Source organism: Amycolatopsis sp. lyj-84, assembly GCF_046549075.1.
Taxonomy (GTDB): Bacteria; Actinomycetota; Actinomycetes; order Mycobacteriales; family Pseudonocardiaceae; genus Amycolatopsis.
This window is the reverse complement of record NZ_JAJPWO010000021.1, coordinates 25,071-41,147: the sequence shown is the minus strand read 5'-3', so window position 1 is coordinate 41,147 and position 16,077 is coordinate 25,071. Positions and strand designations below refer to the sequence as shown.

Below are 16,077 nucleotides of genomic sequence, written 5' to 3'. Positions count from 1 at the left end.
ACAACACCCCACTTGTCCACAGCCTCGCGATTCTCCACTGCCGCCCGCCGCCCCCGCTCCGTAGCGTCGGTCACGTGTTCGACCAAACCGCCCGTCCACCGGGCTCCTCCGCCAACGCCAGGCTGGCGTGGCTGGCCGCGCAGCTGTCGCCGCCCGCCGCCCAGGGCCCGCCTTCGGGCAGGCTCGTCCGCCGCTGGGTGCCCGCCCGGTTCACGGCGGACGGGGTTCCGGTGAACCGGCGGTGGGTGGCCGTGGTGGCCGTGCTGATCGCGGTGGCCGTGATCGTGACCGGCGCGATCGCTTTGTTCGGACACCGGCCAGGGGCGGAGACCCCGCCGCCCCTGCCGTCGGCCAAGGCCGCCGGAGACGCCCCCGCCGCGGCGGGCAAGGCGCCTCTGGTGATCAGTGTCGTCGGCCGGGTGCTCAAACCCGGCCTGGTCACGATCCCTCCGGGCGCACGGGTCGCCGATGCCCTCACGGCGGCCGGTGGGGCACCGCCCGGAACGGATCTGACCGGGCTGAACCTGGCCCGGCGGCTCACCGACGGCGAGCAGGTGGCCGTGGGTGTTCCTGTTCCGGCCGCGGCCGGAACAGGAACACCCACCGGGAAGCTCGACCTGAACACGGCCACGGCCGAGCAACTCGACTCCCTGCCCGGGGTCGGCGAGGTGATGGCCAAACGCATCGTCGACTGGCGGTCCGGGCACGGCGGGTTCACCACGGTCGAGCAACTCCGTGACGTAGAAGGGATCGGCGAAGCAAAATTCAAGAAGATCCGGGAGTTGGTGTCCGTCGGATGAACCCGTCCGCCGATCCGTCCGAAGTGGACACCACGTCGTGGCGAGGTCAGGATCTGCGGCTGATACCGGCCGCGGCGACGGCCTGGCTCGGCACTCTCTCCGGGTTGCTCGGCGGCTGGTGGATCACGATGCTCTGCGGTGCGGCCGCCGTGGTGCTCGCGATCACCGCCGGTGTCCGTGCCCGCCGGACGGCGTCCCGGTGGGTGGCGGGCCTGGGCGTGCTCGCGGTCCTCGGGGTGCTCACCGCCGGTCCGGTGGCGCTGCGGATCCGGGCCGCCGAGCAGGACGACCTCCGTGCCGCCGCCGCACGGGGGAGCGACGCCACCATGAGGGTGGTGGTCACCGAGCGGCCACGTCCGGTCCGCGGTGCCGGATACGCCGATCGCCGGGCAGGCACCCGCCTGGTGGTCATCGCCGCGACGGTGGACGCCGTGGTGGCGGCGGAGCGGGTGGTGGATTCGGCAGGCCGGATCCTGCTGCTCGCTCCCGCCGAGGGGTGGACGGACCTGTTGCCCGGGCAGCAGGTCACCGCCTCCGGACGGCTCGCACCGGCAGAGGGGGCCGAACTGACGGTCGCGGTCCTCTCGGTGCGAGGTCCGCCGTCGGCACTCGGACCGGCGCCTTGGTGGCAGCGAGCCGCGGAATCGCTGCGCACCGGGCTCCGGGACCTGTGCGCCGTCCTCCCGGAGGAGCAGGCCGGTCTGGTGCCCGGACTGGTCGTGGGGGACACGAGCACACTGTCCCCCAGAGTCGAGCGCGAGTTCACGGACTCCGGCATGTCCCACCTGATGGCCGTGAGCGGTGGGAACGTGGCGATCGTCTGCGGCTCGATCCTTCTCCTCCTGCGAGTGCTCCGGGTCGGGCCGCGGACGTCCGCCGCCGCGGCCGCCGCGGGGCTCGCCGGGTTCGTGGTCCTCGCCGGGCCCGCGCCCAGCGTGCTCCGCGCCGGGGTGATGGGGGCGGTCGGATTGCTGGCGCTCGCACTGGGGCGCCGGGGTTCGGCGCTGCCCGCGCTGGCGTTCGCGGTGGCGGGGCTCGTCGTGGCCGATCCCGCGATGGCCGCCGACTTCGGGTTCGCGCTTTCGGTGCTGGCCACGGCCGGGCTGGTACTGCTGGCCCCGAGGTGGGCCGAGTGGCTGGTCGGACGCGGAGTTCCGGCCGGCTACGCCGAGGGACTGGCCATCCCGCTGGCCGCGTTCGTGATGACGGCGCCGGTCATCGCGGGCATGGCGGGATCGGTCAGTCTCGTCTCGGTGGTGACCAACGTGCTCGCCGCGCCCGTGGTCGCCCCGGCCACCGTGTTCGGCGTGCTCGCGACCGTTCTCGGACCATGGTGGCCGTCGGCGGGCAGGCTGCTCGTCCGCCTGACCGAACCCGAGGCGAGCTGGCTCATCACCGTGGCCCGCCATGGCGCCCGCGCGCCGGGAGCGGTCGTGGACTGGCCGGATGGCTGGTGGGGCGGGCTGCTGGCGGGCGGCCTGCTCGTCGTGCTGCTCCTCGCCATCCGGCTGCGTCACGGCAGGATCCTGCTGGCGCTCGCCCTGGCCGGCGGGCTCCTCGTCTTCGTGCCGGTGCGGGTGCTGGCCCCGGCGTGGCCACCGGCGTCGTGGAGCGCTGTTGCTTGCGACGTCGGACAGGGTGACGCAGTCGTCCTCGCCACGGCCGAGCCCGGGAGGGCGATCCTGGTCGACACCGGGCCGGAACCAGGCCCGGTGGACGAATGCCTCAGCAGGTTAGGGGTGGACCGCGTTCCGCTGATCGTGCTGAGCCATCTGCACGCCGACCACATCGGAGGTCTCGAATCCGTCTTCGAGGGCCGGTCGGTCGGGGCGGTCGCCGTCGGTCCGGGCAGGGCTCCCGCCTGGGCGTGGCGGCAGGTCGCCGACGAGACCGCACGCCGCGGGATTCCCTTGCTGGAACTGGGGATCGGGCAACGGCTGGACTGGCCCGGACTGTCGCTGGACGTACTCGGGCCGCGATACGTCACCCGGCGCTCGGTCCTCGAACAGGACGGCACGGTGATCAACAACGGTTCGGTCGTCCTGCGTGCCGGGACTCCGGCGGGCCGGTTGCTGCTGACCGGCGACGTCGAACTCGCCGCCCAGGCCGACCTGATGGCCGAGGGGGCCGATCTGCGTGCCGAGGTCTTGAAGGTCCCGCATCACGGAAGTCGTTACACGGCACCGGATTTTCTCAACGCCGTCGCGCCGAGGGTCGCACTGGTGAGTGTCGGCGCCGGAAACACCTACGGTCATCCGAACAAGTCCACTTTGGACAATCTGGGGGCGGTCGGTGCCGCGATCGCCAGGACGGACACGGACGGCGACACAGCGGTCGTCTCCGACGCGGGAGGCCTCGCCCTGACGCGCCGGGGTGAGCCCCGCGGCCCGCCTCGTTCGTGAGGCGGGCCGCCGGGAACTCAGATGCCGAGAGCCTCGCGGACCGCGTCGGCCGAGGCGCTGACGGTGGCCTTCGGGCCGACCTTGTCCTCGACCGCGTCGAGGGTCTTGAGGCCGTCACCGGTGATCAGGAGCACGATCTCCTCGTCGGGGTTGAGCTTGCCGGTCTCGATGAGCTTCTTGGCCGTCGCCACGGTGACGCCGCCCGCGGTCTCGGTGAAGACGCCTTCGGTGCGGGCGAGCAGACGGATGCCCTCGACGACCTCTTCGTCGGTGACGTCTTCGATCGCACCGCCGGTGCGGTTGACCACGTCGAGGACGTAGGGGCCGTCGGCCGGGTTGCCGATCGCCAGCGAACGGGCGATCGTGTCCGGCTTGACCGGCTGGACGACGTCGTGGCCGGCGCGGAACGCCGCCGAGACGGGCGAGCAGCCGGTGGCCTGCGCGCCGAACACCTTGTACGGCGTCTCGTCGACGAGGCCGAGCTGCCCGAACTCGCGGAAACCCTTGTCCACCTTGGTGAGCTGGGAACCGGAGGCGATCGGCACCACGATCTGCGAGGGAAGCCGCCAGCCGAGCTGCTCGGCGACCTCGAAGGCCAGCGTCTTGGAGCCTTCGGAGTAGTAGGGCCGGACGTTCACGTTGACGAACGCCCAGCTCTCCTGCTCGGCGGCGAGCTGGGTGGCGAGCCGGTTCACGTCGTCGTAGTTGCCGTCGACCGCGATCAGGTCGCCGTCGTACACGGCGGTGGTGAGGATCTTGGCGCGCTCGAGGGTCTTCGGGATCAGCACGACCGACCGCCAGCCGGCGCGGGCCGCCGCGGCGGCGACCGCGTTGGCCAGGTTGCCGGTCGACGGACAGGCGAGCACGTCGAACCCGAACTCGCGCGCGGCGGCCAGCGCGACGGCGACCACGCGGTCCTTGAACGAGTGGGTCGGGTTGCCGGTGTCGTCCTTGACCCAGACCTTCTTGACGCCCAACGCCTTCGCGAGCCTGTCGGCCTGGATGAGCCTGGTGGCGCCGGGTTCGGTGTTGGGGATTTCCTCGACGTTCGAGGGAACAGGAAGGAGTTTCTTGTAGCGCCAGATGTTCTTCGGCCCGGCTTCGATGTCCTCGCGGCGCACGCGGCCGAAGTCGTAGGCGACTTCGAGCGGCGAGAAGTCCTCGGCGGAAACGAATTCGGGGGCGAGCGGCTGCCGGTGTCCCTCTTCCTTCGACACCAGTTCGACGGCCGGTCCGAGATCCGGGGTCTTGGTGGTGGAGGTCGTGCCGAGGGTTGCGGTCATCGCGAGGTTCCTTCCTCATCTGCCCCGCCATGGCGGGCCGGAATTGGCACCGTGTTCGTCAGCTATCCCGCGATCGCGGAATGACAGGCTGACGCCGGTTGCCGGGGCTTCATCGGGCCGTTCCCTCTGCCCCTCTGGATGAGCGGTATTCGATTGTCGGCACGCGTTCGATCGCGTCGCCTCGCCAACACCGTACGACATGAGGCTCGGGTGGGGCCACCGTGCCCGGAACACGTCACCGGACAAAGCACCCGAGAGGACGAGTGGGAGGATCGTCACCGTGACGACGCAAGCTTCCGCCCCATCGCCGCTGGTCCTGGTTCTCGGTGAGGAAGAGCTGCTGATCGAACGCGCGGTCCGCAGCGCTTCGGACGCGGCCAAAGCGGCCGATCCGACAGCGGATCTGTCCCGGATCCGGGTGTCCGACCTCACAGTCCCCGCGCTCGCGGAGATGGTCAGCCCCTCGTTGTTCGCCGAGGGCAGGGTGATCGTCCTCGAATCCGCGCACGATATCTCGCAGGAGCTCGCCGACGGGGTGATGGCCTACGTCAAGGCGCCCGCCGAGGGCATCGTGCTCGTCGTCGTGCACAGCGGAGGCGGCCGGAGCAAGGCCGCGAAGGCGCTTCCCGCAGCCTTGAAGAAGGCCGGGGCGGAGGTCGTCGAGTGCCCGAAACTAACCAAGGCGGCTGAGCGGGAATCCTTTGTCCGCAACGAAGTTCGCCGGGTCGGCGGGAAGATCGACGGTGCGGCCGTGCTCGCGCTGATCGATGCCGTCGGCTCGGATCTGCGCGAGTTGTCGTCGGCCGCGACCCAGCTCGTCGCGGACGCCGGGGGAGCGGTCGACGAGCAGGCGGTCCGCCGCTACCACCGGGGCCGCGCGGACGTGAACGGGTTCGCCGTCGCCGAGAAGGCCGTCGCCGGCGACATGGCGGCGGCGCTGGAGTCACTGCGCTGGGCGATGCAGTTGGGCGTTCCGTACGTGCTGGTCGCGGACGCCCTCGCCGACGCCGTCCGGACGATCGCGCGAGTGTCGGGCGCGGGTCGCGGGAACCCGAACCAGATGGCGGGCGAGCTGGGGATGCCGCCGTGGAAGGTACGCAAGGCACAGGGGCAGGCCCGCGGCTGGGGGCAGGACGGTCTCGCCACCGCCATGCGGATCGTCGCCCGGCTCAACGCCGAGGTCAAGGGTGCCGCGGCCGACCCGGAGTACGCGTTGGAACGCGCCGTCCTGGAGGTCGTCGCCGCACACGGCACCCCCAGCCGCTAACACACCCGCCGGACCAACCCCGAAGGTCAACGCGCCCGACAACCCGACCGGCGGACTGTCTCGCCGAAAGCGCGTCAGCGCGACGGCGAGACTTCACCAGTCGCGCGCCCTCCCTTGGGCCGAAGGCCCACGTAAACGCGATGAAGGGGCGCCTCCCCGCGCCACGTGAGTGACAAGCGGATCGACGCCCCTTCGGCGCGTTTACGTCAGCGCGCGATTAAAGAGAATTAGCGCGCTTCGCCAGCGCGGACTTCTTGTTGGCGGCCTGGTTGGCGTGGAGAACGCCCTTGGTCACGGCCTTGTCCAGCTTCTTGGCCGCGTCCTTCTGCAGCTCCAGGGCCTTGGCCTTGTCGCCGGAGTCGGCGGCCTCGCGGAACTTGCGGATCGCGGTCTTCACCGAGGACCGGATCGCCTGGTTGCGCTGACGCGCCTTCTCGTTGGTGGTGATGCGCTTGATCTGCGACTTGATGTTGGCCACGGGGGCGCTCCTCTTGACTCTCTCGGTGGTTTCACCGCCGCGCTGTGACCGGCCCTGCGCGCTCGTGAAAGCGGCGCGGGTTTCCTCCATGACGGAATGCCACACAGCGGTGAAGGGCCAGCTTAACAGTCGTCCCGGAGCGGATCTCGGCCGCCTCCGGAGGGGCTCTGCGGTACGGTCGAGAGCGTAGTGCCTAGGGTTCCGCCGCCTGCCCGTTCAGCGAAACACACAATCAGGGCAAGCGGGACAGGTCCGAGCGGCACCATCGGCGGGGCCGGAAGCACCGCCGTTCATCTGACGGGACAAAAGCCTGGAGGACCGGTGTTTTCCGCATGCGCGGAAAACGTGAAAGGTCCGCAGTGAACGCCACCGCCCTGTCCCTCGTCATCGCCGCCGCCATCATTCACGCGGGCTGGAATCTGGCAGCCAAGCGGATCCGCCGTGGCGGAGCCCGGTTCGTCTGGGCGTACTACAGCTTGTCCGCGATCCTGCTCATCCCCGTCATGGCGGTTTCGCTGGCCGTGGAGCCGCAACGTCCACAGTGGACATGGCTGCTGGCCGCCGCGGTCACCGCGGTGTTCCACGTCACCTACGGAGTCGTCCTCCAGCGGGGGTACGCCGTCGGTGACCTGTCCGTCGTGTATCCCCTCGCCCGCGGGACGGGGCCGCTGATCTCGGTGCTGGCGGCCGTCGTGCTGCTCGGGGAGCGACCGGGGCCGCTCGGCCTGGTGGGCGCGTTCCTCGTGGTCGCCGGGGTGCTGGTCATCGGTACCGGGCGGGCACCCGCCCACGCCGACGCCGCGGATCGCGTCGCTCGCCGCAAGGGCGTGGCGTACGGGCTGCTGACCGGGCTGACGATCGCCGCCTACACGCTCTGGGACGCGCATTCGGTCACCGGTCTCGGTGTCCCGCCGATCGTCTACTTCGGAACCGGCGCGATCGTGCAGAGCCTGCTCATGGCGCCGTACGCGCTGAAGGACCGCGAAGAGGTCTCGTGGCTCTGGCGCGAGCACAAGCGCGAAATCGTCATCGTCGGCTTGTTCTCACCGATCGCCTACCTGCTGGTCCTCTACGCGCTTCGGATCGCTCCGGTGAGCCTCGTCGCACCCGCGCGGGAGTTGAGCATCGTCCTCGGCGGCCTGGCGGCCTGGCTGATCTTGAAGGAGGCGAACGCCGTGCGCAGGCTTGTCGGGTCCGTGGTGGTGCTGGCGGGCATCGCCGCGATTGCGATGGCCTGAACCCATCGGGTAGGGATTGAGCCATGGACGTGCTGAGCAGCAGGGTGCTGATCCACCCGAAGGACCTCGACGTGTCGACGGCGTTCTATCGGGACACCCTTGGCTTGGCGATCGACAAGGAATTCCCTGGTGGGACGGTGTTCTTCGCCGGGAACGGGTCGATCGAGATCGTCGGTACCGGGAAGACGGGCCCGACCCCTGACGTCGCCTTGTGGCTCCAGGTCCGTGACCTCCCCGCGGCGCTCGAGGAACTCGCCGCGAAGGGCTTGGACCCGGTTCGCGGGGCTCGCCGTGAACCCTGGGGCCTGGACGAAGCGTGGATCGCCGACCCGGACGGCACCAGGATCGTGCTGGTCGAGGTGCCGCGTGAGCATCCGTTGCGGACCGACCCGCGTTAGGCCGCGGGCTTGACCGCGCGCAGCTGAGCGGCGAGCGAGGCGCCGAAGCCCGGCGGGTCCCAGGTCCAGGTCTGCAGGTCGGTGAAGCCGGCGGCGGCCGCTTCGTCGGCCAGCTCGTGGCGGGAAACCGGCAGCCACTTCTCGTGCGACGACAGCAGCAGCCTGCCGCCCGGCCGGAGCACGCGGAACAACTCGGCGAACCCGGCCGCCCGGTCCTCCCACAGCTGCACGTTGTTGACGCTCAGGACCACGTCGACGCTCTCGTCCGGCTCGCCCGTGGAGTCCGCGGCGCCGCTCCGCAGCTCCACCTTGTCGCCACACCGTCTGCGGGCGCGGGCGAGCATCTCCGGGGACGGATCGACGCCGATCGCGCGGCCGGCGCGTTCTGCCGCGGCTTGCAGGCCGATGCCAGGACCAGGCCCCACGACCAGGGTGGTTTCGCCCGACTCGATCGACGCCAGTTCGACGATGCGGAGTTCGGTGGCAGCGTTGCCGTGCGCCATCGCCAGGCCACCGAACCGGCCGAGCAGTCCCCTGGGATGGCCGAACGTCCTGTCGAGGATCTGGGTCAGTGAATTACTCATACTTCGAGGGCACCACAGCACGCCACGGGCCGCATCGGGGATGACCCCCACTCGCACCCGGAGCGGCATGGGACCATAGAGGTGGCACACCCCGACCTTCGCGAGGAAACCCGTTGACGACGTTCGCCGACACGACCTTCACGCCCCCGGAGCTCATCCGGAACTTCTGCATCATCGCGCACATCGACCACGGCAAGTCGACCCTGGCCGACCGGATGCTGCAGCTCACCGGTGTGGTCGAGGAACGGGCCATGCGTGCGCAGTACCTCGACCGCATGGACATCGAGCGGGAACGCGGGATCACCATCAAGGCGCAGAACGTGCGCCTGCCCTGGAAGGTCGACGGTCAGGACCACGTCCTGCACATGATCGATACCCCCGGCCACGTCGACTTCACCTACGAGGTCTCCCGCGCGCTCGAAGCGTGTGAAGGGGCTGTCCTGCTGGTCGACGCCGCACAGGGGATCGAGGCGCAGACGCTCGCGAACCTCTACCTCGCGCTGGAGAACAACCTCCAGATCATCCCGGTGCTCAACAAGATCGACCTCCCGTCCGCGGACCCGGACAAGTACGCCGCCGAGATCGCGCACATCATCGGCTGCGAACCGTCGGACGTGCTCCGCGTGTCCGCGAAGACCGGTGTCGGGGTCGGCGAGCTCCTCGACGAGGTCGTGAAGCAGGTGCCCGCGCCGCAGGGTGACGCGGACGCCCCGGCACGGGCGATGATCTTCGACTCGGTGTACGACACCTACCGGGGCGTCGTGACCTACATCAGGGTCGTCGACGGCAAGATCACCCCGCGCGAGCGGATCAAGATGATGTCCACCGGCGCCACGCACGAGCTGCTGGAAGTCGGGATCATCTCGCCGGAGCCCAAGGCCAGCAAGGGGCTGGGCGTCGGCGAGGTCGGCTACCTGATCACCGGGGTGAAGGACGTCCGGCAGTCCAAGGTCGGTGACACCGTGACCTCCGAGCGCAACGGCGCGAAGGAGGCCCTCGCGGGCTACCGCGAGCCGAAGCCGATGGTCTATTCCGGCCTGTACCCGGTGGACGGTTCGGACTACCCCGAGCTGCGCGAGGCTCTGGACAAGCTCCAGCTCAACGACGCCGCGCTGGACTACGAGCCCGAGACGTCGGTGGCGCTCGGCTTCGGCTTCCGCTGCGGCTTCCTCGGCCTGCTGCACCTGGAGATCACCCGGGACCGGCTGGAGCGCGAGTTCGGCCTCGACCTGATCTCCACCGCGCCGAACGTGGTCTACGACATCGTGCAGGACGACGGCAAGCAAATCCACGTCACCAACCCGTCGGACTGGCCGACCGGGAACAAGATCGACAAGGTGCTCGAGCCGGTCAGCAAGGTGAGCATCCTGGCGCCGTCCGAGTTCATCGGCACGATCATGGAGCTGTGCCAGAACAAGCGCGGCCAGCTGCTCGGCATGGACTACCTGTCCGAGGACCGCGTCGAGCTGCGGTACAACATGCCGCTGGGTGAGATCATCTTCGACTTCTTCGACACGCTGAAGTCGCGTACGCGTGGCTACGCGTCGCTGGACTACGAAGAGGCCGGTTCGCAGGCGGCGGACCTGGTCAAGGTGGACATCCTGCTGCAGGGCGAGGGTGTGGACGCGTTCTCCGCGATCGTGCACAAGGACGACGCCTACAACTACGGCAACCGCATGGTGAACCGGCTTCGCGAGCTGATCCCGCGGCAGAACTTCGAGGTGCCGATCCAGGCCGCCATCGGGGCCAGGATCATCGCCCGCGAGACCATCCGCGCGATCCGCAAGGACGTGCTCGCGAAGTGCTACGGCGGTGACATCTCGCGTAAGCGCAAGCTGCTGGAAAAGCAGAAGGAAGGCAAGAAGCGGATGAAGACCGTCGGCCGGGTCGAGGTCCCGCAGGAGGCCTTCGTCGCCGCACTGTCCACTGAGGACAACGGCAAGAAGAAGTAGCGATACTCGCGAAAAGGCCGCCCGAAGCGTTGTCGGGCGGCCTTTTTCGTGTCAGCGATTTCCGCTGACACGGTTCGCCGTGACGAAGACGGCGACACGGCGTTCGGCCGCCATCACGCGGTCGTACTCGTCCCAGTCGTCATGGGTGCCTGTCGCCGCGACGAAGACCTCGCGCAGCAGCCCGGGGAGCCCGGCCGGGTCGAAGTCCGGATCCGGGTCGTCCGGGCCGATGAGGTGGACGGCGCCCTGGACCGCCGCCCATTCCCAGCCGCGGCGGAAGGTGATCGTGGCGTGGCCCGCCCGGCGGAACAGGTCGAGTTTCTTCGCCCCGCCCACCGCGACGAAACCGACTCCCGGAGCCTTGGTGACGGGGTCTTCGATCACCCCGGCGTTCACCACCGACGAGTGCACGGTGCCGTCCGCGCGGACCGTCGCGACGGTCGCGAGTCCGTTTTCGCGCAAGGAAAGAGTGCGGACGAGTTCGAGGTCTGCGGCCATGGAACCACCGTAGCGCCCGGTCAGCCCTCCGCGGGAGACGAGCGGTGAGCCGCGAGAGCGGCCCGGAGGGCGATGACGGTGTTGTCGAACTTCCTGGCCGGTTGCCAATAGAAGCCGGGACTCTCTTCCCCGTCCGGGCCGGGGGCAAAGGGGGATTCCTTTCCCAGGCTTTGGAATTCCGTCGGCACCCGGCGGCCGTCCCGGAGCTTGACGACGAGGATCGAGCGGCCGGCTCCGAACTCCTCGGTCTTGGGAGCCTTGAGGAACTCCGACGTGAGATCTTCGGCCTTCGAGGTCACGATGAACTCCGAGATGTCTTCCCAGGCGATGTGTCGTCGGGGGAAGAACCGGCCTTCTTCACGGACTCGGATCCCGGATGACCGCTGGGAAAGGACGGGCACCGCCGTCGAGAACCCCGCCGCCAGCCAGACGAGAAGAAACGGAACCATGAACGGCAACGGAGGGACCTGCCCGCCCATGGCCAGCATCGTCACGTACCCGATGGCCACGAGGAGACCGATGCCGCCGGTGACCGCGCCCATCATCTCGTGAACGGCGAACCTGTGGTGCCAGCGTGTTTTCGCCGGGTGTGCCCCCATGCCGCCAGTTTAGAAAGTTTTGGCCGGGACCGGCGAGGATTTCCGGAATCCCCACCGGCCCCGGCCGGATTCAGCAGGTGCCGTTGTCGCGCCAGACTCCCCATTGGCCGGTGGTCCCGGGCTCTTCGCCCTGCGTCCACCACTGTGCCGCCCACTTGTGCCCGTTGTGGGAGACGGTCGCTCCGCCGGTGTAGACCGAGGCGCGGTCCCACGCCGGGAGTGAGCAGGTGCCGGGGTTGCCGGATCCGGTTTCCCAAGGCACCTGGCTCGACGCGTAGTAGTTGATGCCTTGTGCCTGCCAGCGCGGGGCCTGCGCGCCGAGGCGTACCCGGAAGACGTTCCAGTCGTGCGTCGACCACTGCGACCAGCCGAGTTCGGCGTGCGCCGGAAGCCTCGGGAAGGCGAGGTAGTCGATGTTCGCCGGGGTCACCACGGTTTCGGTCCACAGCGGGGATTCGACGCCGCGGACGGCGGATTCGGGCACGCCGGAGAGGTAGGCGCCCGGGTTCCAGTTGTAGGCGTCCTGGACCTCGATGTATCCCGCCCACGACAGCCCGATCGGCGTGCTGGAGTTGTACTTCATGTCCAGGTACGCCTTGTTCGCCGGCGACAGGATCACCTTGCTGCCGCGGGCGACGGCGTTCGAGACCTCCGTGCTGGAGGTCGTCGTGCCCCAGAACTGCGGGGTCGCCGTGGCGGGCAGGGTGGCCTTGCCGATCTCGTGCCAGCCGACGACCTGCTTGCCCGCGGCGGCCACCATCGGCAGCACACGGTTCATGAAGGTGCGGTAGTCCGCGTCGCTGGTGGCCTGGGCCTCGTCACCGCCGAGGTGGAAGTACGGCCCGGGTGTCAGCGCGGCGACCTCCCGGATCACGTCGTTGACGAAGGTGTAGGTGAGCTCCTTCGAAATGCAGAGCGAGCTGTAACCGACCGCGGTGTCGGTACGCAGCGGGGGAGCGGTGTTGTTGCAGTTCAGTTCGGCGTACGACGCCTGGGCGGCGTTGGTGTGCCCGGGCATGTCGATCTCCGGGATGACCGTGATGAACCGCGAAGCCGCGTAGTTCACGATCTCGGTGTACTGCGCCTTGGTGTAGTAGCCACCGGCGCCGCCGCCGACCTGGGTGCTGCCGCCGTAGGTCGTCAGCCGTGGCCAGCTGTCGATCTGGATGCGCCAGCCCTGGTCGTCGGCCAGGTGCAGGTGCAGGTTGTTGATCTTGTACTGCGCCAGCTGGTCGATGTACCGCTTGACGGTCGCGACGGGGTGGAAGTGCCGGGCGACGTCGAGCATCGCGCCGCGATAGCCGAAACGCGGATAGTCCAGGATGGTGGCGCCCGGAATGGTCCAGGGGCCCTGCTGCACCGTGGGGCTCTCGACTTTGCCGGGCAGCAACTGGCGCAGCGTCTGAACGCCGCCGAAGAGGCCCTGGGCCGTCGTCGCGCGCAGGATGACCGAGGCGGACGTCGAGTTCAGCTGGTAACCCTGGTCGCCGACTCGGGCATCGGCGCCGGACAGCAGTAGCGAGATGCCGTCGGTCGGCGTGCCCGAGGGCGCGTCGGAGACGGGCAGGGCGAAGCCGGTGGACGTGCGGAGGACCCCGGCGAGGTACTCGCCGACGGCCTTGGCGGGCGCCGAACCGGCCTGTGTGTAGATCTTGGTGGTCGCGGTCAGGGCGTGGTCGGCGCCGGTGACCGCCTGGGCCGAGACCGGTACCGGGACGATCGCCTGCAACGGCGGGGTGGCCGCGTCGGCGACGGGGGCGGCTGCGGTGGTGACGCCGGCGAGCAGCGCCACCCCGACGAAGGCGCGGCCGAGCCGCACTCTCAAGGTCTTCACCAGGGCCTCCTGGGGACTTGGGAGACGTGACCCGCGTCACGACTCGTCCGATCGTCGCATTTTCGGCGTTAAAGGTCTAGACCACCAGCAAGGAACCTTGGCGTGACTCGAACGTCACATACCGTGTCGCCACGGGAGGACTATCGTCGGAAACGTGTTCGAAGACCTGCGTTTCCCCGTGATCGCGGCCCCGATGGCGGGCGGGCCGACCACTCCGGAGCTCGTGGCCGCGGTGACCGCGGCGGGCGGATTCGGCTTCCTCTCCGGGGGCTATCTGAGCGCCGACGCCCTGGCGGACCGGATCGCGAAGACGGCCGAACTCACCGGTGAGCCGTTCGGGGTGAACCTCTTCGTCCCGGGTGGCGCCGCGACGGCGGATCTCGGCGGCCACCTCGAGCGCTGGCGCGCGGAGGCCGAGCGCTACGGCGTCGAGCCGGGCGAGCCGCGCTGGGACGACGACGCCTACACCGCGAAGCTCGAGGTCGTGCTGGAGCGGAAGGTGCCGGTCGTTTCCTTCACCTTCGGCACGCCCTCACCCGAGGACGTCGAACGCCTGCACGCCAACGGGAGCAAGGTGGCCGTCACGGTCACCAGCCCGGCGGAGGCCGACCAGGCGGTGGCGGCCGGCGCGGACGCGCTCGTGGTCCAGGGATTCGAAGCCGGAGCGCATCGAGGGCTCTTCGCTGACGAGCCCGGAGCCGAAGGCGGGGGAGTGCAGTACGGCGTGCTCAGCCTGCTTCGCCTGGTCTCGGCACGGACGGACTTGCCGCTCGTCGCGACCGGTGGGCTCGTGCACGGCGCCGACATCGCGGCGGTGCTGGCGGCGGGCGCCGACGCGGCGCAGCTGGGTACCGCGTTCCTGCGTGCGGACGAAGCCGGGACGCAGCCCGCGCACCGGCAGGCGCTCGCGGACGGGGGAAGGGCGACGGCATTCACCAGGGCGTTCAGCGGGCGTCCCGCCCGGTCACTGGTCAACCGCGCGGTCGCGGACTTCTCGGCCGCGGCGCCGTCGGCGTATCCGGAAATCAACAACCTGACCAAACCGATCCGCGCGGCGGCGGGCAAGGCCGGGGACCCGGAAGTGATGTCCCTCTACGCGGGGCAGACCTACGAACTCGCGGGCTCCGGCCCGGCGGCGTCGATCGTCGAACGCCTCCAAGCCGAAGCCCGCGAAGCCGCTACGCGTTTGAGTCGTCTCCGCTGACCTGCTTCGTGTTGCCGTTGCCCGGGTTCATCGCGGAGTGACGGCGGCTGTAGGCGAAGTAGACGATCAGGCCGAGGCCGAACCAGGCCGCGAACCGCAGCCAGGTGTGGTAGTTCAGGAACGTGATCAGCCAGATCGAGAAGACGATGCCGATGATCGGCACGACCGGCATGCCCGGGGTCTTGAACGTCCGCGGCAGGTCCGGCTGCTTGTAGCGCAGCACGATCACCGCGACGCAGACGACGACGAACGCGAGCAGGATGCCGATGTTCGTCAGTTCCGCTGCCTCGCCGATGGGCAGCAGCCCGGCGATGATCGCCGACGCGACGCCGAGCACCCACGTCATCCGGCTCGGCACCTTGCGCACCGGGTGGGTCTTGCTGAACCACTTCGGCAGCAGGCCGTCGCGGCTCATCGAGTAGCCGACGCGGCTCGCGCCCATCAGGAAGGTGAACAGCACCGTGGTGATACCGATGATCGCGCCGACCGCGATGATCAGGCCGAGCCATTTCATCCCGACACCGGCGAAGGCGCTGGAGAACGCGGCTTCGCTGTCGATGTCCTTGTAGTTGACCATCCCGGTCAGGACCAGGCAGGCCAGCACGTAGAGCACCATCGAAATGGCGAGCGAGTAGATGATCGCCTTCGGCATGTGCTTCTGGGAGTCGGTCGATTCCTCGGCCGCGGTGGACATGGCGTCATAACCGAAGACCGCGAAGAACACCGTCGCCGCGCCGGTGAACGCGCCGCTGAGGCCGAACGGGAAGAAGTTCGAGTAGTTGTCGGTGTTGATGTGGAAGACGCCGACGACGATCACCAGCAGGACCAGGCCGACCTTCAGATAGACCAGCAGCGTCTCGAACCGGGCAGCGTTCTTCATACCCTGGTTGAGGATGAAGGCGATCAGCAGGCACAGCAGCACGGCGAACAGGTTGATCTTGTAGGACCCCGGCTCCACGCCGGCTTTTTCGGTGCCCGGAGCGCCCAGCATCCACGTCGGGAGATCGATGTCGAGGTAGCCCAGCAGCTCGTTGAAGTAGCCGGAGATGCCGATCGCGACCACCGCCACGATCGCGGTGTACTCGAGCAGCAGGTCCCAGCCGATGAACCAGCCGACGATCTCGCCCAGCACCGTGTAGCCGTAGGTGTACGCGGATCCGGCGCGGGGGATCAGCCCGGCGAACTCGGCGTAGGAGAACGCGGCGGCCGCGCTGGCGATACCGGCGATGAGGAACGAGATGAGCACGGCGGGGCCGGCCGTCTGGTTCGCGACCGCGCCGGCCAGGGAGAAGATCCCCGCGCCGATGATGCCGCCGACGCCGATCGCGGTCAGCTGGCGCAGGCCCAGCGTGCGCTGGAGCCCGCCACCGCCGTCACTGAGTTCTTGGATCTGGTCGATCGGTTTGCGGCGGAACATCCCGGATCCCGTGCCCAGGCTGCGCGGTGCGGACATCGTCGTCTCCCAACAGGTTGTGACTTTCGGACTGGGTCACAGTCCGAGTGGAGACTAGGCAAGTGCCGCGAAGCGGCTCCGTTGAGG

14 protein-coding genes and 1 riboswitch are annotated in these 16,077 nt (G+C 69.2%); of the genes, 7 read left to right on the top strand and 7 right to left on the bottom strand.

Translation table 11 applies throughout. From position 1 onward, the window contains the following. The first annotated feature begins 74 nt into the window (after positions 1-74). Positions 75-800 carry a ComEA family DNA-binding protein gene (locus ACLJRM_RS40675; protein ID WP_101606018.1) on the top strand — a complete coding sequence of 242 codons (726 nt, stop codon included), beginning with the start codon at positions 75-77 and terminating at the stop codon, positions 798-800. After that, positions 797-3,202: a ComEC/Rec2 family competence protein gene (locus ACLJRM_RS40670; protein WP_410666089.1), complete on the top strand. Its 2,406-nt coding sequence runs from the start codon at positions 797-799 to the stop codon at positions 3,200-3,202. The genes ACLJRM_RS40675 and ACLJRM_RS40670 overlap by 4 nt, the downstream gene beginning before the upstream one ends. A 17-nt stretch (positions 3,203-3,219) precedes the next feature. Here the strand turns inward: ACLJRM_RS40670 and thrC are convergent, their stop codons facing one another. After that, on the bottom strand, positions 3,220-4,485 hold the full coding sequence (gene thrC / locus ACLJRM_RS40665; protein ID WP_101606020.1) for a threonine synthase: 1,266 nt from the start codon (positions 4,483-4,485) through the stop codon (positions 3,220-3,222). Positions 4,486-4,497: 12 nt separating this feature from the next. Continuing rightward, positions 4,498-4,630, bottom strand: a riboswitch (SAM riboswitch). Between the two features lie 135 nt (positions 4,631-4,765). Between thrC and holA the strand changes: the two genes are divergently transcribed. After that, positions 4,766-5,752 (top strand): DNA polymerase III subunit delta, encoded by a 987-nt coding sequence (gene holA / locus ACLJRM_RS40660; RefSeq protein WP_101606021.1) that lies wholly within the window; start codon positions 4,766-4,768, stop codon positions 5,750-5,752. 217 nt (positions 5,753-5,969) lie between these two features. On the opposite strand, the gene rpsT is transcribed toward holA, so the two are convergent. Beyond that, positions 5,970-6,230 carry a 30S ribosomal protein S20 gene (rpsT, locus tag ACLJRM_RS40655; protein WP_037310642.1) on the bottom strand — a complete coding sequence of 87 codons (261 nt, stop codon included), beginning with the start codon at positions 6,228-6,230 and terminating at the stop codon, positions 5,970-5,972. Positions 6,231-6,562: 332 nt separating this feature from the next. On the opposite strand from rpsT, the gene ACLJRM_RS40650 reads away from it, so the two are divergent. After that, positions 6,563-7,468 (top strand): EamA family transporter, encoded by a 906-nt coding sequence (locus ACLJRM_RS40650; RefSeq protein WP_410666088.1) that lies wholly within the window; start codon positions 6,563-6,565, stop codon positions 7,466-7,468. A gap of 23 nt (positions 7,469-7,491) precedes the next feature. After that, positions 7,492-7,866, top strand: coding sequence for a VOC family protein (locus ACLJRM_RS40645; RefSeq protein WP_101606023.1), 375 nt, complete (start codon positions 7,492-7,494; stop codon positions 7,864-7,866). On the opposite strand, the gene ACLJRM_RS40640 is transcribed toward ACLJRM_RS40645, so the two are convergent. Beyond that, entirely contained in the window at positions 7,863-8,450 is a 588-nt protein-coding gene (locus ACLJRM_RS40640) for a class I SAM-dependent methyltransferase (RefSeq protein ID WP_410666087.1), read from the bottom strand. The genes ACLJRM_RS40645 and ACLJRM_RS40640 overlap by 4 nt on opposite strands. A 113-nt stretch (positions 8,451-8,563) precedes the next feature. On the opposite strand from ACLJRM_RS40640, the gene lepA reads away from it, so the two are divergent. Beyond that, positions 8,564-10,402: a translation elongation factor 4 gene (gene lepA, locus ACLJRM_RS40635; protein ID WP_101606025.1), complete on the top strand. Its 1,839-nt coding sequence runs from the start codon at positions 8,564-8,566 to the stop codon at positions 10,400-10,402. Positions 10,403-10,453: 51 nt separating this feature from the next. Here lepA and ACLJRM_RS40630 read toward each other — a convergent pair whose 3' ends face one another. The 3 genes from ACLJRM_RS40630 to ACLJRM_RS40620 all read right to left on the bottom strand — a co-directional run bounded on the left by ACLJRM_RS40630 (position 10,454) and on the right by ACLJRM_RS40620 (position 13,333). Next, complete coding sequence (locus ACLJRM_RS40630) at positions 10,454-10,900, bottom strand: pyridoxamine 5'-phosphate oxidase (protein WP_410666086.1); 447 nt, start codon at positions 10,898-10,900, stop codon at positions 10,454-10,456. Positions 10,901-10,920: 20 nt separating this feature from the next. After that, positions 10,921-11,499, bottom strand: a complete 579-nt coding sequence (locus ACLJRM_RS40625; protein WP_410666085.1) for a hypothetical protein — start codon at positions 11,497-11,499, stop codon at positions 10,921-10,923. Positions 11,500-11,569: 70 nt separating this feature from the next. Next, entirely contained in the window at positions 11,570-13,333 is a 1,764-nt protein-coding gene (locus ACLJRM_RS40620) for a family 20 glycosylhydrolase (RefSeq protein WP_168214242.1), read from the bottom strand. Between the two features lie 154 nt (positions 13,334-13,487). Here ACLJRM_RS40620 and ACLJRM_RS40615 point away from each other — a divergent pair, with 154 nt between their 5' ends. Then, entirely contained in the window at positions 13,488-14,537 is a 1,050-nt protein-coding gene (locus tag ACLJRM_RS40615; protein ID WP_410666084.1) for an NAD(P)H-dependent flavin oxidoreductase, read from the top strand. Here ACLJRM_RS40615 and ACLJRM_RS40610 read toward each other — a convergent pair. Further along, positions 14,512-15,990: an amino acid permease gene (locus ACLJRM_RS40610; RefSeq protein ID WP_410666083.1), complete on the bottom strand. Its 1,479-nt coding sequence runs from the start codon at positions 15,988-15,990 to the stop codon at positions 14,512-14,514. The genes ACLJRM_RS40615 and ACLJRM_RS40610 overlap by 26 nt on opposite strands. Between the last annotated feature and the right edge of the window lie 87 nt (positions 15,991-16,077).

Coding starts and splice junctions, on each gene's coding strand:
- ACLJRM_RS40640 (WP_410666087.1), bottom strand. CDS start 8,450: ATGAGTAATTCACTGACCCAGATCCTCGACAGGACGTTCGGCCATCCC.
- ACLJRM_RS40670 (WP_410666089.1), top strand. CDS start 797: ATGAACCCGTCCGCCGATCCGTCCGAAGTGGACACCACGTCGTGGCGA.
- ACLJRM_RS40650 (WP_410666088.1), top strand. CDS start 6,563: ATGCGCGGAAAACGTGAAAGGTCCGCAGTGAACGCCACCGCCCTGTCC.
- ACLJRM_RS40610 (WP_410666083.1), bottom strand. CDS start 15,990: ATGTCCGCACCGCGCAGCCTGGGCACGGGATCCGGGATGTTCCGCCGC.
- thrC (WP_101606020.1), bottom strand. CDS start 4,485: ATGACCGCAACCCTCGGCACGACCTCCACCACCAAGACCCCGGATCTC.
- ACLJRM_RS40625 (WP_410666085.1), bottom strand. CDS start 11,499: ATGGGGGCACACCCGGCGAAAACACGCTGGCACCACAGGTTCGCCGTT.
- ACLJRM_RS40630 (WP_410666086.1), bottom strand. CDS start 10,900: ATGGCCGCAGACCTCGAACTCGTCCGCACTCTTTCCTTGCGCGAAAAC.
- ACLJRM_RS40645 (WP_101606023.1), top strand. CDS start 7,492: ATGGACGTGCTGAGCAGCAGGGTGCTGATCCACCCGAAGGACCTCGAC.